This window comes from Olivibacter jilunii (assembly GCF_900607235.1).
GTDB lineage: Bacteria > Bacteroidota > Bacteroidia > Sphingobacteriales > Sphingobacteriaceae > Olivibacter > Olivibacter oleidegradans.
On the sequence record NZ_LR027848.1, the window covers coordinates 467401 to 483812 of the forward strand.

At 41.6% G+C, this 16412-nt stretch carries 12 protein-coding genes; 3 read left to right on the plus strand and 9 right to left on the minus strand.

The window, feature by feature from the left end; genetic code table 11:
- The first annotated feature begins 63 nt into the window (after positions 1 to 63).
- Positions 64 to 903, plus strand: coding sequence for a translation elongation factor Ts (gene tsf, locus E0E36_RS02040; protein WP_013664734.1), 840 nt, complete (start codon positions 64 to 66; stop codon positions 901 to 903).
- Between the two features lie 174 nt (positions 904 to 1077).
- Here tsf and E0E36_RS02045 read toward each other — a convergent pair whose 3' ends face one another.
- From E0E36_RS02045 to E0E36_RS02075, 7 genes are all read right to left on the minus strand, one after another.
- Positions 1078 to 2616, minus strand: coding sequence for a YifB family Mg chelatase-like AAA ATPase (locus E0E36_RS02045; RefSeq protein ID WP_130854550.1), 1539 nt, complete (start codon positions 2614 to 2616; stop codon positions 1078 to 1080).
- A 98-nt stretch (positions 2617 to 2714) separates the two neighbouring features.
- Positions 2715 to 4055, minus strand: coding sequence for a signal recognition particle protein (gene ffh, locus E0E36_RS02050; protein ID WP_130854551.1), 1341 nt, complete (start codon positions 4053 to 4055; stop codon positions 2715 to 2717).
- A 136-nt stretch (positions 4056 to 4191) separates the two neighbouring features.
- Entirely contained in the window at positions 4192 to 5043 is an 852-nt protein-coding gene (locus tag E0E36_RS02055) for a DUF2911 domain-containing protein (protein WP_198140322.1), read from the minus strand.
- 152 nt (positions 5044 to 5195) lie between these two features.
- Complete coding sequence (locus tag E0E36_RS02060; RefSeq protein WP_130854552.1) at positions 5196 to 6938, minus strand: glycoside hydrolase domain-containing protein; 1743 nt, start codon at positions 6936 to 6938, stop codon at positions 5196 to 5198.
- Positions 6939 to 7001: 63 nt separating this feature from the next.
- On the minus strand, positions 7002 to 8273 hold the full coding sequence (locus E0E36_RS02065; RefSeq protein WP_013664729.1) for a sugar MFS transporter: 1272 nt from the start codon (positions 8271 to 8273) through the stop codon (positions 7002 to 7004).
- Between the two features lie 323 nt (positions 8274 to 8596).
- Entirely contained in the window at positions 8597 to 9115 is a 519-nt protein-coding gene (locus E0E36_RS02070; RefSeq protein ID WP_013664728.1) for a DinB family protein, read from the minus strand.
- Complete coding sequence (locus E0E36_RS02075) at positions 9096 to 10325, minus strand: sensor histidine kinase (RefSeq protein ID WP_013664727.1); 1230 nt, start codon at positions 10323 to 10325, stop codon at positions 9096 to 9098. The genes E0E36_RS02070 and E0E36_RS02075 overlap by 20 nt, the downstream gene beginning before the upstream one ends.
- 213 nt (positions 10326 to 10538) lie before the next feature.
- Between E0E36_RS02075 and gltX the strand changes: the two genes are divergently transcribed.
- On the plus strand, positions 10539 to 12062 hold the full coding sequence (gltX, locus tag E0E36_RS02080; RefSeq protein ID WP_130854553.1) for a glutamate--tRNA ligase: 1524 nt from the start codon (positions 10539 to 10541) through the stop codon (positions 12060 to 12062).
- A complete protein-coding gene (gene rsgA / locus E0E36_RS02085) occupies positions 12063 to 12980 on the plus strand; it encodes a ribosome small subunit-dependent GTPase A (RefSeq protein WP_130854554.1) in 918 nt (305 codons plus the stop codon).
- Positions 12981 to 12997: 17 nt separating this feature from the next.
- On the opposite strand, the gene E0E36_RS02090 is transcribed toward rsgA, so the two are convergent.
- Both E0E36_RS02090 and E0E36_RS02095 read right to left on the minus strand, forming a co-directional pair.
- Positions 12998 to 15427 carry a hypothetical protein gene (locus tag E0E36_RS02090; protein WP_130854555.1) on the minus strand — a complete coding sequence of 810 codons (2430 nt, stop codon included), beginning with the start codon at positions 15425 to 15427 and terminating at the stop codon, positions 12998 to 13000.
- A complete protein-coding gene (locus E0E36_RS02095; RefSeq protein WP_130854556.1) occupies positions 15393 to 16409 on the minus strand; it encodes a hypothetical protein in 1017 nt (338 codons plus the stop codon). Before E0E36_RS02095 ends, E0E36_RS02090 begins: the two co-directional genes overlap by 35 nt.
- Positions 16410 to 16412 lie beyond the last annotated feature (3 nt).

The window sequence follows — 16412 nt, forward strand, 5'->3', positions numbered from 1 at the left end:
CTTACCGTGCGGAACTCGTAACCCATAACTTATTTATAAAGCATATTAAAAAAGGAAAATAAAATGTCTACAGTACAAATTTCTGCATCAGACGTAAATAAATTGCGCCAACAAACAGGTGCTGGTATGATGGATTGCAAAAAAGCCTTAGTGGAAGCCAACGGCGATTTTGAGGCCGCAGTTGATTACTTACGTAAAAAGGGAGCTAAAGTGGCCGCTAGCCGCCAGGATCGCGACTCTAACGAAGGTGTTGTTATTGCAAAAACAACTGCTGATGGCAAACGTGGCGTAGTTGTTGAAGTAAACTGCGAAACAGACTTTGTTGCAAAAAATGCTGATTTCATTGCTTTTGCTGAAAGCGTTGCCGATGCCGCTATCGAAGCTGCTCCGGCTACTTTGGAGGATTTGAAAGCATTAAGTATCAATGGAGCAAAAATTGCCGATTTATTGATAGACCAAACAGGTAAAATCGGAGAAAAAATTGAGGTTTCTAAATATGAGGTGGTGACTGCAGATAAAGTCGTTCCTTATATTCATGGTAACTATCGTTTAGGTGTATTAGTAGGCTTAAGCGCAGACGTGGCAGGTGCAGAAGATGCAGGTAAAGATGTGGCTATGCAAATTGCTGCGATGAATCCCGTTGCTATTGATAAAGATGGCGTTGATGCTCGTACAATTGAACGTGAATTAGAAATTGCAAAAGAGCAAATCCGTGCTGAGGGAAAACCTGAAAATATGGTGGAAAAAATTGCTCAAGGTAAATTGAACAAATTCTACAAAGATTCAACTTTATTGAATCAAGAGTTTGTTAAAGATAACTCAAAAAGTGTTGCTCAATTCCTTGATAGTGTTTCCAAGGGATTAACAGTCACTGCATTTAAACGCGTGCAATTAGGCGCTTAGTTATTTTAGTTGTTGGTTGCTGGTTATTAGTTGTTAGTAACCCAATCGGCAATAATCATTCTTCAGAAAAGCCTTTCTTTAAATTCAGGAAGGCTTTTTCTGTTTCAATGGACCTAGTCACTTATTTAAGAAGTTAATTACGGATAACCAGCAACTAATAACAAATAACGATTACTACCCTGCCCAAGCTTCTCTGTCTAAGCTTCTATAATGGATTGCTTCAGCTAAATGATGCACTTCGATTTCCGGATTTCCATCAAGATCGGCGATGGTTCTGGCGACCTTCAAAATACGATCGTAAGCTCGAGCTGAAAGCCCCAATTTTTCCATCGCATTTTTTAACAGTGTTTGCCCGGCGGCATTGACTTTACAGAGCTCACGTACTTTCTTTGTATTCATTTGGGCATTATTATGCATTTTGTCTTCCCTCTTGAATCGCTGCTCTTGCATCTCCCTTGCTTGTATTACGCGACTCCTTATTGTTTTACTCGATTCTGCACGTTGTTTCGCTGTTAATTCCTGAAAGTTTACCGGTGTAACTTCTACATGTAGATCGATCCGATCAAGTAGGGGGCCCGACACTTTACTTAAGTAGCGTTGAACATGCATAGGTGAACATACGCAGTCTTTATCCGGATGGTTATAATACCCGCAAGGACAGGGATTCATGGAAGCGATTAGCATAAAACTAGCGGGATAATCTACGGTAAACTTAGCGCGGGAAATAGTGATTTGTCTTTCTTCAAGAGGTTGCCTTAACACCTCTAAAACAGAACGCTTAAACTCGGGGAGCTCGTCCAGAAACAACACACCGTTATGTGCTAATGAAATTTCGCCCGGTTGGGGGTTCCCTCCACCACCAACCAATGCCACATCGCTAACCGTATGATGTGGGGCACGAAAGGGCCTTATCGTCATGAGCGAGCTAGAAGCGGCTATCTTCCCGGCCACTGAATGTATTTTAGTCGTTTCCAACGACTCTGATAAACTTAACGGCGGCAGGATAGACGGTAATCTTTTGGCTAGCATCGTTTTACCGGCACCGGGCGGGCCAATCAGGATAACATTATGCCCGCCTGCTGCCGCAATTTCCAATGCGCGTTTGATATTCTCTTGCCCTTGTACATCAGCAAAATCGGTGTCGTAATTATTGGCGTTATTTAAAAACTCAGCTTTCGTATCAACGAATATTCGGTCAAAGGTCTTCTCTTCATTTGCAAAAGCAATCACTTCACTGATATTTTCCAGGCCATAGACCTCCAGATCTCCGACTACAGCTGCTTCTCGGGCATTGATCGCCGGTAACACGATACCTTTGAATCCCTCCTTTTGCGCTTGGATAGCAATCGATAAGGCTCCCTTAATGGCTTGTAGGCTACCGTCCAGTGATAATTCGCCCAGTAAAAGATATTTATCAAGCTTATGTGCATTAATTTGGCCAGAAGCTGCCAAGATACCTATAGCCATCGCTAAGTCATAGGCTGATCCCTCCTTCTTAATATCAGCGGGTGCCATATTGATAACGATTTTCTGCCTCGGCATTCGGAGACCGGCGCTGTGTAGAGCGCTCTCTACTCGAAATGTACTTTCTTTTATAGCACTATCGGGCAGTCCGACGATGAAGTATTGTGTCCCCGAGGATATATTGACCTCAATAGTAATTGTTGTGGCCTTAATTCCATAAACTGCGCTGCTAAAAGTTTTTACCAACATATTTTTAGGTTTAGTACAGTTAAGAAGCCCCAAGATAATAAAAAAGGCGGTATCACGAAAGAGATACCGCCCATTTAAGCCATTTTATACTGCCTGACCTATTTTCCAAAAGGCGTACGGGGCATTCCTCGCATCATTTTAGCAGCTAAGGAAGGATTTGAGAATTGCTTCATCATTTTCCGCATATCACTGAATTGCTTCATTAATTTATTAACGTCATTGATATCGGTACCCGAACCCTTTGCGATTCGCAAACGTCTTTTCTGATCGATTGCGTCCGGATTCTCCCGTTCATATGGCGTCATCGATCCAATAATAGCCTCGATCGGCTTAAAGGCATCATCGTCAATATCAATATCTTTAATAGCCTTCCCAACACCCGGTATCATTCCCATCAAATCCTTCATATTTCCCATCTTTTTGATTTGCTGGATCTGACTAATAAAGTCGTTAAAATCAAACTTATTCTTACGGATCTTTTTCTGTAAAGCGGCCGCCTCTTTTTCGTCAAACTGTTGCTGTGCACGTTCAACCAACGATACTACGTCACCCATCCCAAGGATACGGGACGCCATACGGTCAGGATGGAACACGTCCAAAGCATCCATCTTTTCACCGGTACCGATAAACTTAATCGGCTTGTTTACAACCGATTTGATCGAAAGCGCCGCACCACCCCTTGTGTCACCATCTAATTTAGTCAACACAACACCGGTAAAATCCAAGCGGTCATTAAAAACTTTTGCTGTATTAACGGCATCTTGACCGGTCATGGAGTCGACAACAAACAAAATCTCATGCGGATTCGTGGCTTCTTTAACAGCTGAAATTTCGTTCATGAGTGCCTCGTCAATGGCTAAGCGACCCGCGGTATCAACAATAACTACGTTCTGCCCATTACGTTTAGCCGCAGCAACTCCCTCTTCGGCGATGGCGATAGGATCTTTAGACTCCCGATTCGTGTATACAGGTACATCCACTTGTTGGGCTAATACCTCAAGCTGATCGATTGCCGCAGGACGGTAAACATCACCCGCAACCAACAAAGGTTTTTTACCTCTTTTCTCCTTTAGGTATTTCGCCAACTTCCCGGTAAAAGTTGTTTTACCCGCACCATTTAACCCCGCAATTAATATAACCGTTGGATTTTTACCAAGCTCCAGATCTGTCGCAGTGCCACCCATAAGTTGGGTAAGCTCATCATTCATGATCTTGGTTAACAACTGACCCGGAGAAATGCTCGTGAGGACATTTTCACCTAAAGCCTTTTGCTTCACTTCATCGGTAAAAGCTTTAGCTGTTTTATAGTTAACGTCAGCATCCAGCAAGGCTTTTCTTATTTCCTTTACGGTCTCCGCTACGTTAATCTCGGTAATATTTCCCTGCCCCTTTAGAACTTTAAAGGCTCTGTCTAACTTATCCTGTAAACTATCAAACATAGATTAAGTAAAAATTCAAAAGTAAAAAATAAAATTCTATCTCAGATCAATTGGTCCACCCTGTGTAAGGTGGATAAAAAGACTTCTAAGTGCCTGTCACTTACTTAACATAGTGACGGGGCACAAAGATACAGAATTATTTTGCCTTCTCTATAATTTGACTATTAAGACGGATGTACTCGTCGCTTTTAGCCTTCTCGGCAACCTGCTTACCCAATTCTGCAGTCGCCTTAGCACCAGCTTTATCTCCTTTTTTCAGTTGTATTTGTGCCTTCCAATAGTACGGATAAGGCAAGGCCGGATTCGCTTTTACCGCTTCGTCCGCCCAAGTAAGCGCTTTATCCAAATCCTTATTGTTATTTAAATAGTATTGTGCAGCTGCTAAATAGGGTTTTTTATCGCCCTTCATCGCCTCATCAATGGAAGCCATAATTTCGGCATCTTGATTTACCTGTATAGGAAAGGTAACTTTTGTGTTCTCCCATGCGATAGCTAACGTCGCTTCGGTGGCTGTAACTTCCGGAAAACTAATAGTAAAAGTTTCAACTTTACTTTTTGTTTGCTCCGGCTTCACATTAAAACGCAACACATCGTCCGCCTGCTTATATTCATAAGCACCCCATTGTTTGCTATCCTTATTCAAGATGATGGTCCACTCGTTTTTATTAGGGATCGTAAACAAGCCATAGGTGCCGGCAGGTATCGTTTTTCCGTTAATTATTACATCCCCGCTAAATGTAAGCGTGGTAGCACCGTTTGCACCTGTACGCCAAACAGCACCATAAGGTTCTAAGCCACCAAAAATCTTACGCCCCTTTACATTTGGCCTTGCATAGCTGATGGTAATCTGACTGATACCTAAGTCTTGTGTAATGGTTTGTTTGCTACTTGCCGCAGGCATTTTTAATCCTTGAGAAAAAGCGTTGTCTATAGTCAGTGTAGACAAGGCCAGCATAAGCATGACAATATTCAAAAAATTTCGTTTCATAAAATGTGTAGGATAAAAAGTATGGTTACCAATAATGCTATTTTGTCCCGAAGATAAGTATTTCTGCCTACTTCCTGCCATGAAAATTTATCAGTAATGCATCATTTAGCATTGGTAAATAATGGCCAAAAAAGATCGAGCAATAAATTCATTTAAAAACTATTCAATATAGCTTTCGCCTCGTTGACGAAAGTAGAGGCCGGTGTTTCAGATAGCGCATCCGTTTCAAACGCTTTGATTTTCATTTCCAACTTTTGAAGCTCTTCGTTTCGCCCCTCCTTTTTCAACTGTGCCCGTATTATCTTTGCCTTTTCGTAATCTTGTATTCCTTCCACCAGTCTTTCAAACCGAATGGAACTCCTAACTCCCGGATAAACCAGCCAGGCATCGCCCGCCAACCATGTACCATAACGTGTATCTTGCAAAGGACGGGGCCCCCAGCAGTTAAAGGCCCAGCGCAAGTAGCCGTCAAAATCCTTGTTGAGCGCATACCATGCCAGCCAGGTGGATTCAGCATAAGAGGATGATGTAAACGTATTAGGGAAAGGTTCGGTACAACAAGTATAAAACGTGGTTGTAAAACCGCTGCGCCGCCGTTTATTAATTAAATCGGGACTTAATTCATGTCGTAAAGCAACACAGTAGTCCAGCAACTGATCGTACAACTCCGGATGGTCGGCTCCCGCAAGTGAGATATTAAAGTTTGGATCTGCTTCTTTGATGACTGCAATTGCTTCTAACATATCCTTCATCGCGCGCTCATCCATTGCAATGGTTGTCTTATCAAACCAGCCCTTGGACTTGAGATGCTTTGCAAAATCTACGAGCATATCTTTCCAATGATTTTTATACGCTGTCTCTCCAGGCTTGGCTTCCAACACTTGCTTCTTTCCGCTCGCTTCATCAAAGTAATAGAATTTCAGGTTCCAGGGAATCATACTATAACAATTTATAAATTTCTTGATTCCCAAACTCATCATAAACTCGACCCATTTATCAAAAATGCTATAATCGTATTCCCACTGCCCATTTTTCTTTTTCGTCCATTTAATCATACTCTCATATATATCGTATGTTTGTCCGTTCCATGGATCATAGATAATACTTGCTGTAATAGATTTTTGCCCTGCCTGCGCCAACATTTCCATATACGGTCTCATCGCATCGAAATGTGCTTTCGTCCAGGGCTTCACGCCATAAACCCGGGCAACGGAATACGGATTTTGCCATAAATCTAAATGGTATGACCAATCTTTGGCTTCGGGAAGAATCCGATTCAATACGTTGATTTCAAAGGGTAATATTTTCGTTTCTTGCGCAGACTTGATGATCAGCTGTCCTCGATAACTGCCAGATTTGGCCTCTTGTGGAACTTGTATACTAAGCCATATAGGCCGCGTCGTATTTTCCGCTAGCGGAAGGACCGTACTCGTATCTATTAAATCGGCTACAAGGGAGGTATCTAAACCCTTGGGGATACCGCATCCCGACTTAAGATCTCCCAAATGATCCGTTAGTACATAGCGAACATATCCTATCTTTATTTTATCAGGGGCAATGCGGCTCCCCTGATCATCTTTTAATTCAGAAACCGTTAGGGAGATTTGCTCTATGGGCGTTTTTGACCATACCAAAGCTTGTGCATGCACCTTTTCGCCTCGCCAAGCCCTTTCCTTCCATTGGTCTTTCAATTGGCTTTTTTTGGGTGGCGCTGTATGTTTAAAAGCATCGTCTACAGAAACAAAACTTGCGTTTAATCCGTTTTCAACCTGAAGCCAGTCACTAGCCGGAGTAGGATAGGGATCCTTAAGTTCCTGAATAATAGCTCGATTTACTTCTTGTGCTTGCGCATAAGCTATACTTAGTATAGCAATAAACAGGCAAATTTTCTTCATAATTTAGTTTAATGAAAAGCCTTCAATGAGGGTATCATTGAAGGCTTGGTATGTATGTATTCGTTATTTTTTACCCAGCTTATGGCCGGCAATCGCGTAATACCAAATTACCAGATAGCAAGGAACCATAATCCAATAGGCTTGTTGGGGATTCCATGCATCGGCTAAGGCACCATAGCCAAGTGGAATTAAGGCCCCACCGCATATCCCCATCACCAATACAGAAGAAGCCGCCTTGGTAAAACGTCCTAAACCGGCCAAGGCCAACGGCCAAATTGCGGGCCAAACCAGGGAGTTGGCCAAGCCCAGTAAAGCCACACAAGCTACTGATACATATCCGCTGGTAAAAATAGCGCCGAGTGATAGGAATAATCCCAACAAAGAGCATAATTTCATTGCGGTTTCTTGCTTAAGATACTTCGGTATACATACGATACCTATAATGTATCCGATGACCATACTGATCATGGTTCCCAACGTAAAATATTTAGCTGTTTCCAAGGCGATTCCTTGAGATGAACCATAGCTAATGATCGTGTCGCCTGCCATTACTTCTACCCCTACATAAAGAAATAAAGTAAAAACACCCAAGATCAAATGAGGAAAATCAAATAAACTATTTTTACCTTCATTCGTAGTTGCAACCGTTTCGTCCTCCGCATCTGTATCTATTTCTGGAAGACCGGAACGATAAATTAAAAGGGCAAGCAGCGCAAGGACCGCTATTATAGCGATATAAGGAAAAATTACGCGTGAGGCCAACTCATTAAGTTCAGCTATCTTCTGCGCTTCCGGCATCGTTTCTATTCTAGCGGTCAGCTTATCTGCATCTTTGAGCATAACCGTACCTAAAATAACCGGAGCCAACCCCCCGGCTAACTTATTACATATCCCCATAATACTAATCCTTTTTGCCGCACTTTCAGCAGGACCAAGGATAGTTATATAAGGATTTGACGCTGTTTGTAAGATGGCAAGACCACTCCCCTGAACAAATAAGCCCAATAAAAACAGGGCATACGTCCTTGTCATGGCAGCGGGAATAAAAATAAGTGCACCGATTGCTACGATTATCAATCCCACTGACATACCGTTCTTAAACCCAAAAATTTTCAATGTTTTGGTGGATAAAGGAGCCATTACAAAATATGCTATATAAAAAGCAAAGGCTACGAGGTAGGATTGAAAATGATTGAGTTCGCAAGCAATTTTGAGATATGGAATAAGAACGGAGTTAAGCCAGGTAACAAATCCAAAGATGAAGAATAATGCTCCGATAATAACAATCGGGTTTACACCGCTTTTCGTGACATTAGCGCTGGGATGTTGGTTCATGTGAAAGTGAGTTTAAGTATCTTGTTTCAATATATAGATTGAATATGAAAAAATTTAACATTGTATTTACAAGGCTAATAAAATAATTCCATATTTTAAACAAAAACATTCATGCAAACGGTTGCTTAAGTTGGAAGTTTCGATGAAATTAGTGGCAAAAAAAGAAACGCCTCAATTTCACATCGGGGCGTTTCCAAAAACCTAAACCTTATCACAAAACCATTACCTGGCCTTATTGATATGATAAAAACACTTTAGGTGTTAAATAGTTTTAAAATTAGCTTTAAAAGTTGTCGAATATATAGCAAAATCACCAACAGGCATTACACCATAGTATCCAAATACCTTTCTTTGATAATATTTTTATGGTGATTGAGATGTCCGGCAACGATATAGAGAAAAGCCCGAACGCTGATTAAACGATCAGAGGCCAAACCCCTTCGATTCAGTTCGGTTTCGTTAAAGGTATTGAACAAGGCCATGTTCGATTTCCGTAATAAAACAAACTCCTCCGCTAAGGAAGCCAAACTTCGTTCATTAAAGCGAGCATTTAAAACAAAGTCTTCTTGCTCAAAGCCGGGGAGCGCTTTGGTGTCGTTCCGAGCAAAACGAAGCGCTCGATAGGCCATGATCCGCTCCGTATCCAATACATGCCCAACCACTTCCTTTATGGTCCACTTCCCTTCGGCATAGGCATATTCGGACCGCCCCGCAGGAATGGCCTCTAAAAATGCAGGAAAACTAGTAATTTGCTCATTTAGTACGTGCATGACGTCGCCAAAAACGGTATCAATGTAAGTAGCATAAAAGGCCGGGAATTCATCAGATTTTAGCTGGCTCATAGGTTAAACTGCTTTTTAATACGATTCTAAAGGTAGTTCCTTTTCCTACTTCCGAATCCTTAACAAAAATTTGTCCTTTATGGTAATTTTCAATTATTCGCTTAGTTAAGGAGAGACCAAGGCCCCATCCCCGCTTTCGAGTTGTATATCCCGGTTGAAAGACTGCATCGAATTTATTTCTTGGGATACCTTTTCCTGTGTCGCTAATATCAATAAATATCTGCTCTTTAGCAATATTTTCACTGATAATTATATTAATTTCACCTGCCGATTCGATGGCATTGGCTGCATTCTTTAAGATATTTTCGATCACCCAGTCAAATAAAGGAACGCTCAATTGCGCCTCGACAGTTTTATCGCCTGATACGGAAAATTTGATTTTATCACTCGTGCGAACTTTAAAATAACGCACAAAATTACTGACTACCGGGTAGACAGCATGATTCTCAAGCACCGGTTTAGAGCCGATTTTAGAAAATCGGTCTGCTACAATTTCCAGACGTTTCACATCATTTTCCATCTCTATCAGCAAAGGATCTTCTTCCGCATCAAATTTCGCCTTCATCAACTCGAGCCATGCCATAAGTGACGAAATCGGTGTTCCCAGTTGGTGTGCGGTTTCTTTGGCCAACCCCACCCATACTTGATTCTGCTCCGATTTTCGCATGCTGTTAAATACCGTATAAGCGATACCGAGAAATATAGCAATGAGCGTTAATTGAACATAGGGAAATACACGCAATTGGGTGAGCAACAGGGAGTCTTTATAGTAAACATACCATTTTTCTCCACCGGACAATTCAATTTCTATCGGTGGGTGCCTTTCTTTCATAATGGCCAGTTGATAATCGAAATATTCAGGATCATACTTCGGGAGGTTTGTTCCTTGATTTTCTCCGGTCACGTTGTACAAGGTCTTTGTTGAGTCGAGACCGCGGTAGTAGATAATGCTGTCTTTTGAATCGGTAATGATCGCCGGTACCTTTAAGCTATCCCGAACGCTATAGATATAGGTTATGTACTCATCGTTCACATCCGGCATGGCGTACATATTTCGCGTACTAATTGCCCAAACAGATGCCTTCGTGCGTTCTGCTTCCGAAAGGTTTTGGACCAGAAAATTTGTATACCAAAGGGATGCCGTTGCAATAATTGCAGCGAATATGAGTAATAAAAATTTCCACCGTTGACTATGCTGATATGGATTCATTTAATTCGTTATTAGTTCTTTGTTATTGGTTGTCCGCCCTCGGTTTAAGTGATTTAATACAAGGTTAACCCTATAAACCTAAAATCAATAAACAACAACGACCAACTAATAACTAGAAAGGTGCAAAGTACAAATTTTATGCAAAATGATTAAAAAATGGATATGACACTGTGAAGATTGCATATCCAAAGCCTTTTATCTAAGTTTGCGCTTATGTCTATAGAGAATAAAGTTAGGGTACGGTTTGCACCCAGTCCGACGGGTGGCCTACATCTTGGCGGTGTACGCACTGTTTTGTTTAACTATCTTTTTGCTAAAAGCCAGGGCGGTGAGTTTGTATTAAGAATCGAGGATACCGATCAAACGCGATATGTACCTGGCGCTGAAGAATATATTCTGTCTTGCTTAGCTTGGTGCGGCTTGACACCCGATGAAAGTCCTGTACATGGCGGGCCCTATGCTCCCTATAGGCAAAGTGAACGGAAAGATCGATACCGCACCTTTGCAGAACAATTGGTAGCAAGCGGTCATGCTTATTATGCGTTCGATACACCGGAGGAGCTGGATGCCCAACGCCAACTTATTCCGAATTTTAAATATAGCCATGAGAATCGACTGCAGTTACGTAACTCACTCAGTTTGGATGCAAAGGAAGTAGAAGAACTTTTGGCCACCGGCACGCCGCATGTCATTCGTATAAAGATGCCTGTAGGAGAAACGATCGGCTTCCATGATATGATTAGAGGGGCGGTCAATTTTGATACTTCTTTAGTAGACGACAAAGTACTCTTGAAAGCAGATGGCATGCCTACTTATCACTTAGCTGTGGTAGTAGACGACTATCAAATGAAAATCACACATGCTTTCAGAGGCGAAGAATGGTTACCTTCAGCCCCGGTTCATTTATTACTATGGGAATATCTTGGCTGGAAGCAACAAATGCCGCAATGGGCTCATTTTCCATTAATTTTAAAACCGGATGGAAATGGAAAGCTTAGCAAGCGCGACGGAGATCGGTTGGGATTCCCCGTTTATGCCATGAATTGGACCGATCCAAAAACGGGCGATCTCACCAAAGGCTTTCGCGAGCTTGGTTTTCTTCCGGAAGCTTTTATTAATATGCTGGCGTTACTCGGTTGGAATGATGGCACCGATCAGGAGATTTTTACGCTTGACGAACTCATCGACAAGTTTTCAATTGAGCGAATCAGTAAAGCAGGAGCGAAGTTTGATTTCGAGAAAGCGAAATGGTTCAATCATGAATGGATCAAGCGTAGCGGAAATGAAAAGCTTCTTCCGATGGTTAAAGCTGTCTTGGAGACACACGGCATAAGGGATGTGGCAGATGATTATCTGATAGAGGTATTAGCATTAGTAAAAGACCGCCTCACTTTTATTGAGGATTTTTGGGAACAAGCTTCTTTCTTCTTTATACCACCTACCACCTACGATATAGAAGCTATACAAAAAAAATGGAGTGATGAAAAGACAAACTTTTTTAACACCATTATTCCTGCACTCACTACCTTTGAACCATGGAAAACAGAAGCGCTGGAACAATATTATAAAGATGCGATCCTATCCAGTGGGTTAAAATTGGGAGAGCTAATGCTCCCACTACGCATTATGCTGGTTGGCGGTAAATTCGGACCTCATGTATTCGATATAGCAAAATTGCTCGGCCGAGATGAGACGATCGAACGGATGAAAAAGGGATTCGCCGCTATTTTAGGATAAATGAAAGGGCTTGTTACAAAATCTACCGGCAGTTGGTATACCGTTTCAGCGGGAGGAACAAGCTATGAATGTCGCATAAAGGGCAAATTCCGCACAAAGGACATTAAAACGACCAACCCGATCGCTGTAGGTGATTGGGTTGAAATTGAACCTGAACCCGAGCAAGAAACTGCTGTTATTATCCAATTATACGACCGAAAGAATTATATGATTCGTAAATCGGTCAATTTATCGAAACAGGCGCAAATTATTGCAGCCAATTTAGACCAAGCTTACTTAGTAGTTACTTTAGCTTCACCGCCAACTTCGCTGGGTTTTATTGATCGATTTTTAGTGACAGCGGAAGCCTATGATATCCCAGCCGGTATATTGTTTAATAAGCTTGACCTTTTTAGCGAAGAAGGTTTGGAAATACTAGCCGACTATCGATCAATTTATGAACATCTCGGTTATCCTTGCTTTGAAATTTCGGCTTTAAAAGGCATTAATATAGATGCTATAGAGGCGTCTTTGACGCATAAAGTAACGCTGATTTCGGGACATAGCGGCGTTGGAAAGTCAACACTCATTAATCGACTCATACCGGAAGCTTCTCTCCGTACCGGAAAAATATCCGATTGGTCAGATAAGGGAAAACATACAACAACCTTTGCCGAAATGCTGCCTTTAATACAAGGCGGTTATATCATTGACACTCCCGGTATTCAGGAATTTGGCGTAATCGATATCGAGCAACAAGAGCTCAGTCATTTTTTTCCTGAAATGCGTGCACTGATGAACCAGTGTAGATTTAATAATTGCAGGCATATCAACGAACCCGGCTGCGCCGTATTAGGAGCACTGGAAGAAGGAGAAATCGAAACAAGCCGCTACGAGAGTTACCTAAGTATATACCATGGGAATGATAGCAGAGCCTAATAGCCGATAAAGAATAGCTATTTGGATCTAGCGCTTATAAAGTCGCTCAAATAGCTGCATTCACCCAGTGCTTGATTATAAAACACAGTCCCTTTATAGTATTTTTCTAACTCAACAAAATATTTATTTTTCATGCTAAATAACCACAAGGGATCAGGTTCGCCATAATTATGGCTCGAATAGTAATCATTCACTGAACGATAACCATATTTCTTTTGCTCGCATTTAGCCAGCATAAAGGTACATGTTGCTTTAAAATTTACATCCTTACTTAAGGATCGTGCCTTTTCATACCAAATGATCGCTTGTTTTGCATGCTTATAGTCGTCATCATAGTAATTCGTACCTGATACATAAGCATCCAAATGGCTCCAGCTATAGCTGATAAGATACCAAGAATTACCAAAGATTCCCGTTTGATAAACACCATTAGCCATCGCAAAGTAGTATTTAGCTGCATTTTTCGGATTTGATTTTATTTTCCGTTGCCACATAGCCATCTGCTCAGCAAATTCCTTCTTATTTAATCCCCTGTCTGCATAGGCCTTCGGGTAATCGTTAATCGTGGTTAAAAATGGGTCAGCGTGTAATGCAGCGTCCTCACTCGAGCCATACCAATCAGATGCCACCCAGAATTTATAGTTTGGACTTAGCTTGTCGAAAGCAGCGACTGCCTTATCGTATTCATGTGTTCGGAGATAACCGGTTCCCAAAAGCTCATAATAATCATCATTTGGAAGAGCAGGCAGTACTTTCACTAAATACTCCGTCAACCCATCTTTCGGGGTATTTTCTTTTAATGTCTTTATACGCAACAATGATGTAGGCGTTAATTGTTGCCGCCAAAAATTAATCGTTTCACTAGAGCTGTATTTAAAAAGCGAATCACGCGTATGGCTATGATTCCATTCTAAATCGCCTTTTACCATCAAAATAGCGGCCATAGCCGTATCCTGCAGTGCTAGATATTTTGGAGCTAATAAACTTTGATAAAAATGCCTCGTTGTTCGACTAAAGCGTAAATCTTTTTGCCCATAAAAGCTATCAACCTTATCCTTCCGCTCAACTATGCATTTCTCATCCAGCCATTTTAAAGCCGGTACCAGCGCATTTGGGTTAAAATTATCTCCCTTTTTTATATTACTGGCTTGTACCAATAATTCTGTAATGCGGTATTGATCCTGTAACTTGGGTGATAGATGTTCCGGATTTAATTGTTGTAAAAGATCAAAAGCTCTCTTATTTTCTCCTTGCATCCAACTGATGTACGCTGCCGCAATCGTCGCGAAGGCTGGTTCTCGGTATTTTTTGTCACTTGCTAAGTGAAGCGAGAAGCGAAATAAACTATCGGCATAACTTTTAGCTTTCAGCTGCAACGAATCGCTTCCGTAATAATAATTCCGATATCCATAAACATCATTGCTGAGGGGTGACTCATTTAGGTACCCTTCCAGCTTATTCATTTCCCTTATTAATAACACCCCGTTTAAAACACTGGTGGGAGCCAGCTTATATACCGTATCAAGCGTATGGAGATTCAAACTCGGATTGTTAAAACCCTCTATGCTCCAAATTACTGCCTGTTCTTCTTTTGATTTTGCCAAGGCAAGAACCGATGGCGTGCTCACGTCAATGTAGTGATAATTCTTATAAGCCTGGATTCTTCTTTCCGGATTACTTTCAAAAACCTTCGAAAAAAGAAAAGCCGCTTGTTCTTTGTCGCCCAACCACCTTAGGGCTCCGGCTTTTAAGGCCAAGGCCCACCCCCGTACCGCGCTCCGATAAGACAGCGGTTCGATATAGTCTTCATAGACCGCCAAACATTTTTCATAGCGTGCTGAATAATGGTACATTCTTGCCGCTTGGTAAGCATATCGTAAACGTAAAAATTCGTCGCGCTTAACCTTCTTCAATCGCTTTATGGCCTTTTCAGCCAACGAATCCATCGATGTTGTATCTCGAGGTGCCGGATCCCACATATCATATGCATAGGCAGAAGCCTCCTCACAGTCTTTGGCAAATAAATAATAATCGAATGCGCTCTTATGCTTCGCAATAGCTTGTAAAAAAGTATTATCTTTCAACGTATCTGGCAGGGTTATGCTTTTTTTCGTCCTCCAAGCACTGATCAACGAGTCTGTCTTGTTATCTGCTCGATACATTACGGAAAATACATCCGTTGCCTTTACATCTCCGCCCAAATATTGAGCCCACTCATCACAATTTATCTGGCTCTCCTTTTGCGGCTCATCCTCACTGTACAAAAAACTTAAATCGGTAAAAGAAAATGCGGCATAGGTATCTCCCTGTATGTCATTGTGAAAATAGGAAACGTAATAATCATAAGGATCGGGTTCCGGACCGCAAGCAATATTGATTGCAATTTCGCCATAAAACAGAAGTATAAAAAAACTAAAAGCGATCGATAATTTCTTGTAGTTGTTCATCCGAAAAGCGATTTAATAGGTCGGCATCTAGGTGGTAAAAAAGCACCTTCAGATCCTTTCGAGGCAAATATCGAGATAAAAAATCAGAAGCAGCAAATAAATCCTGCACACTCACTTCTTCTTTTCTAATCACATCGTTTACCCGCAATCCGGCTTTTGGAAGATTTCGCTTTAAGTGGTACAAGGGTGTGCCCTCTTGCCGATAAAACAGGCTCGTATCAGCCAAAGACCAACTGTCGAGATGCTTAGAGATACCCACATATTGTTTATCTCTAAAAACCACCGACCAGCTGAACAAAGGTAAAGCAACGTCGATCGGCAAAGGGTAACTTCCCAGGAAATCTTTTAAATAGGTGGTCATCTCTTTCATGTCCAGAATGGAGTTTTGCATACCATATTTACGCAAGTTTCCCATATTATAGCACATTAGCAGTACTTTATCCACCGGTGGTATACCGCTCGCGTGTCTATTTTTTATTTGGTGTAAGCGTAGCGTTGCACTCAAGGTAACAGCCTTATCTACCAGCAGGGCTTTCATTTTTCTTAACAGCAAAAAATAGGTTTCACGTGTCGTTTGCGTCCAATCACAGTCAATTTGCAGTTCTGTAAATTTATCTTTACCGCTTTGTTTTACTTTCGCCTCGGTAAATGCTAAAATTCGATTGGCGAGTATGGTTAATGTCTGTTCCGATTGTTGTCGTAAGACATTGTTCACGATGTAAACAACAGGCACAATATCGATGGAGTCAGGTAGGTTGTTTCTGAAAGTAATCGGCGAAACAGGAACAGCCTTTCCGGTTTCGTCCAAATCGACGTCCATTATCCGTACAAACAGCTGATTAACGCCTAACTTACGAAGGGCCGTGTGCTCTTGTTCCCGCTGTTGGTATTGTGTTTTCCAGAAGTAAAATGCAGGCTGTGCTCTTCTCTCATACCGGCAAGAAGTGAGCAGCAGCAAACAAAAGATCCGATATTTCCACATAAC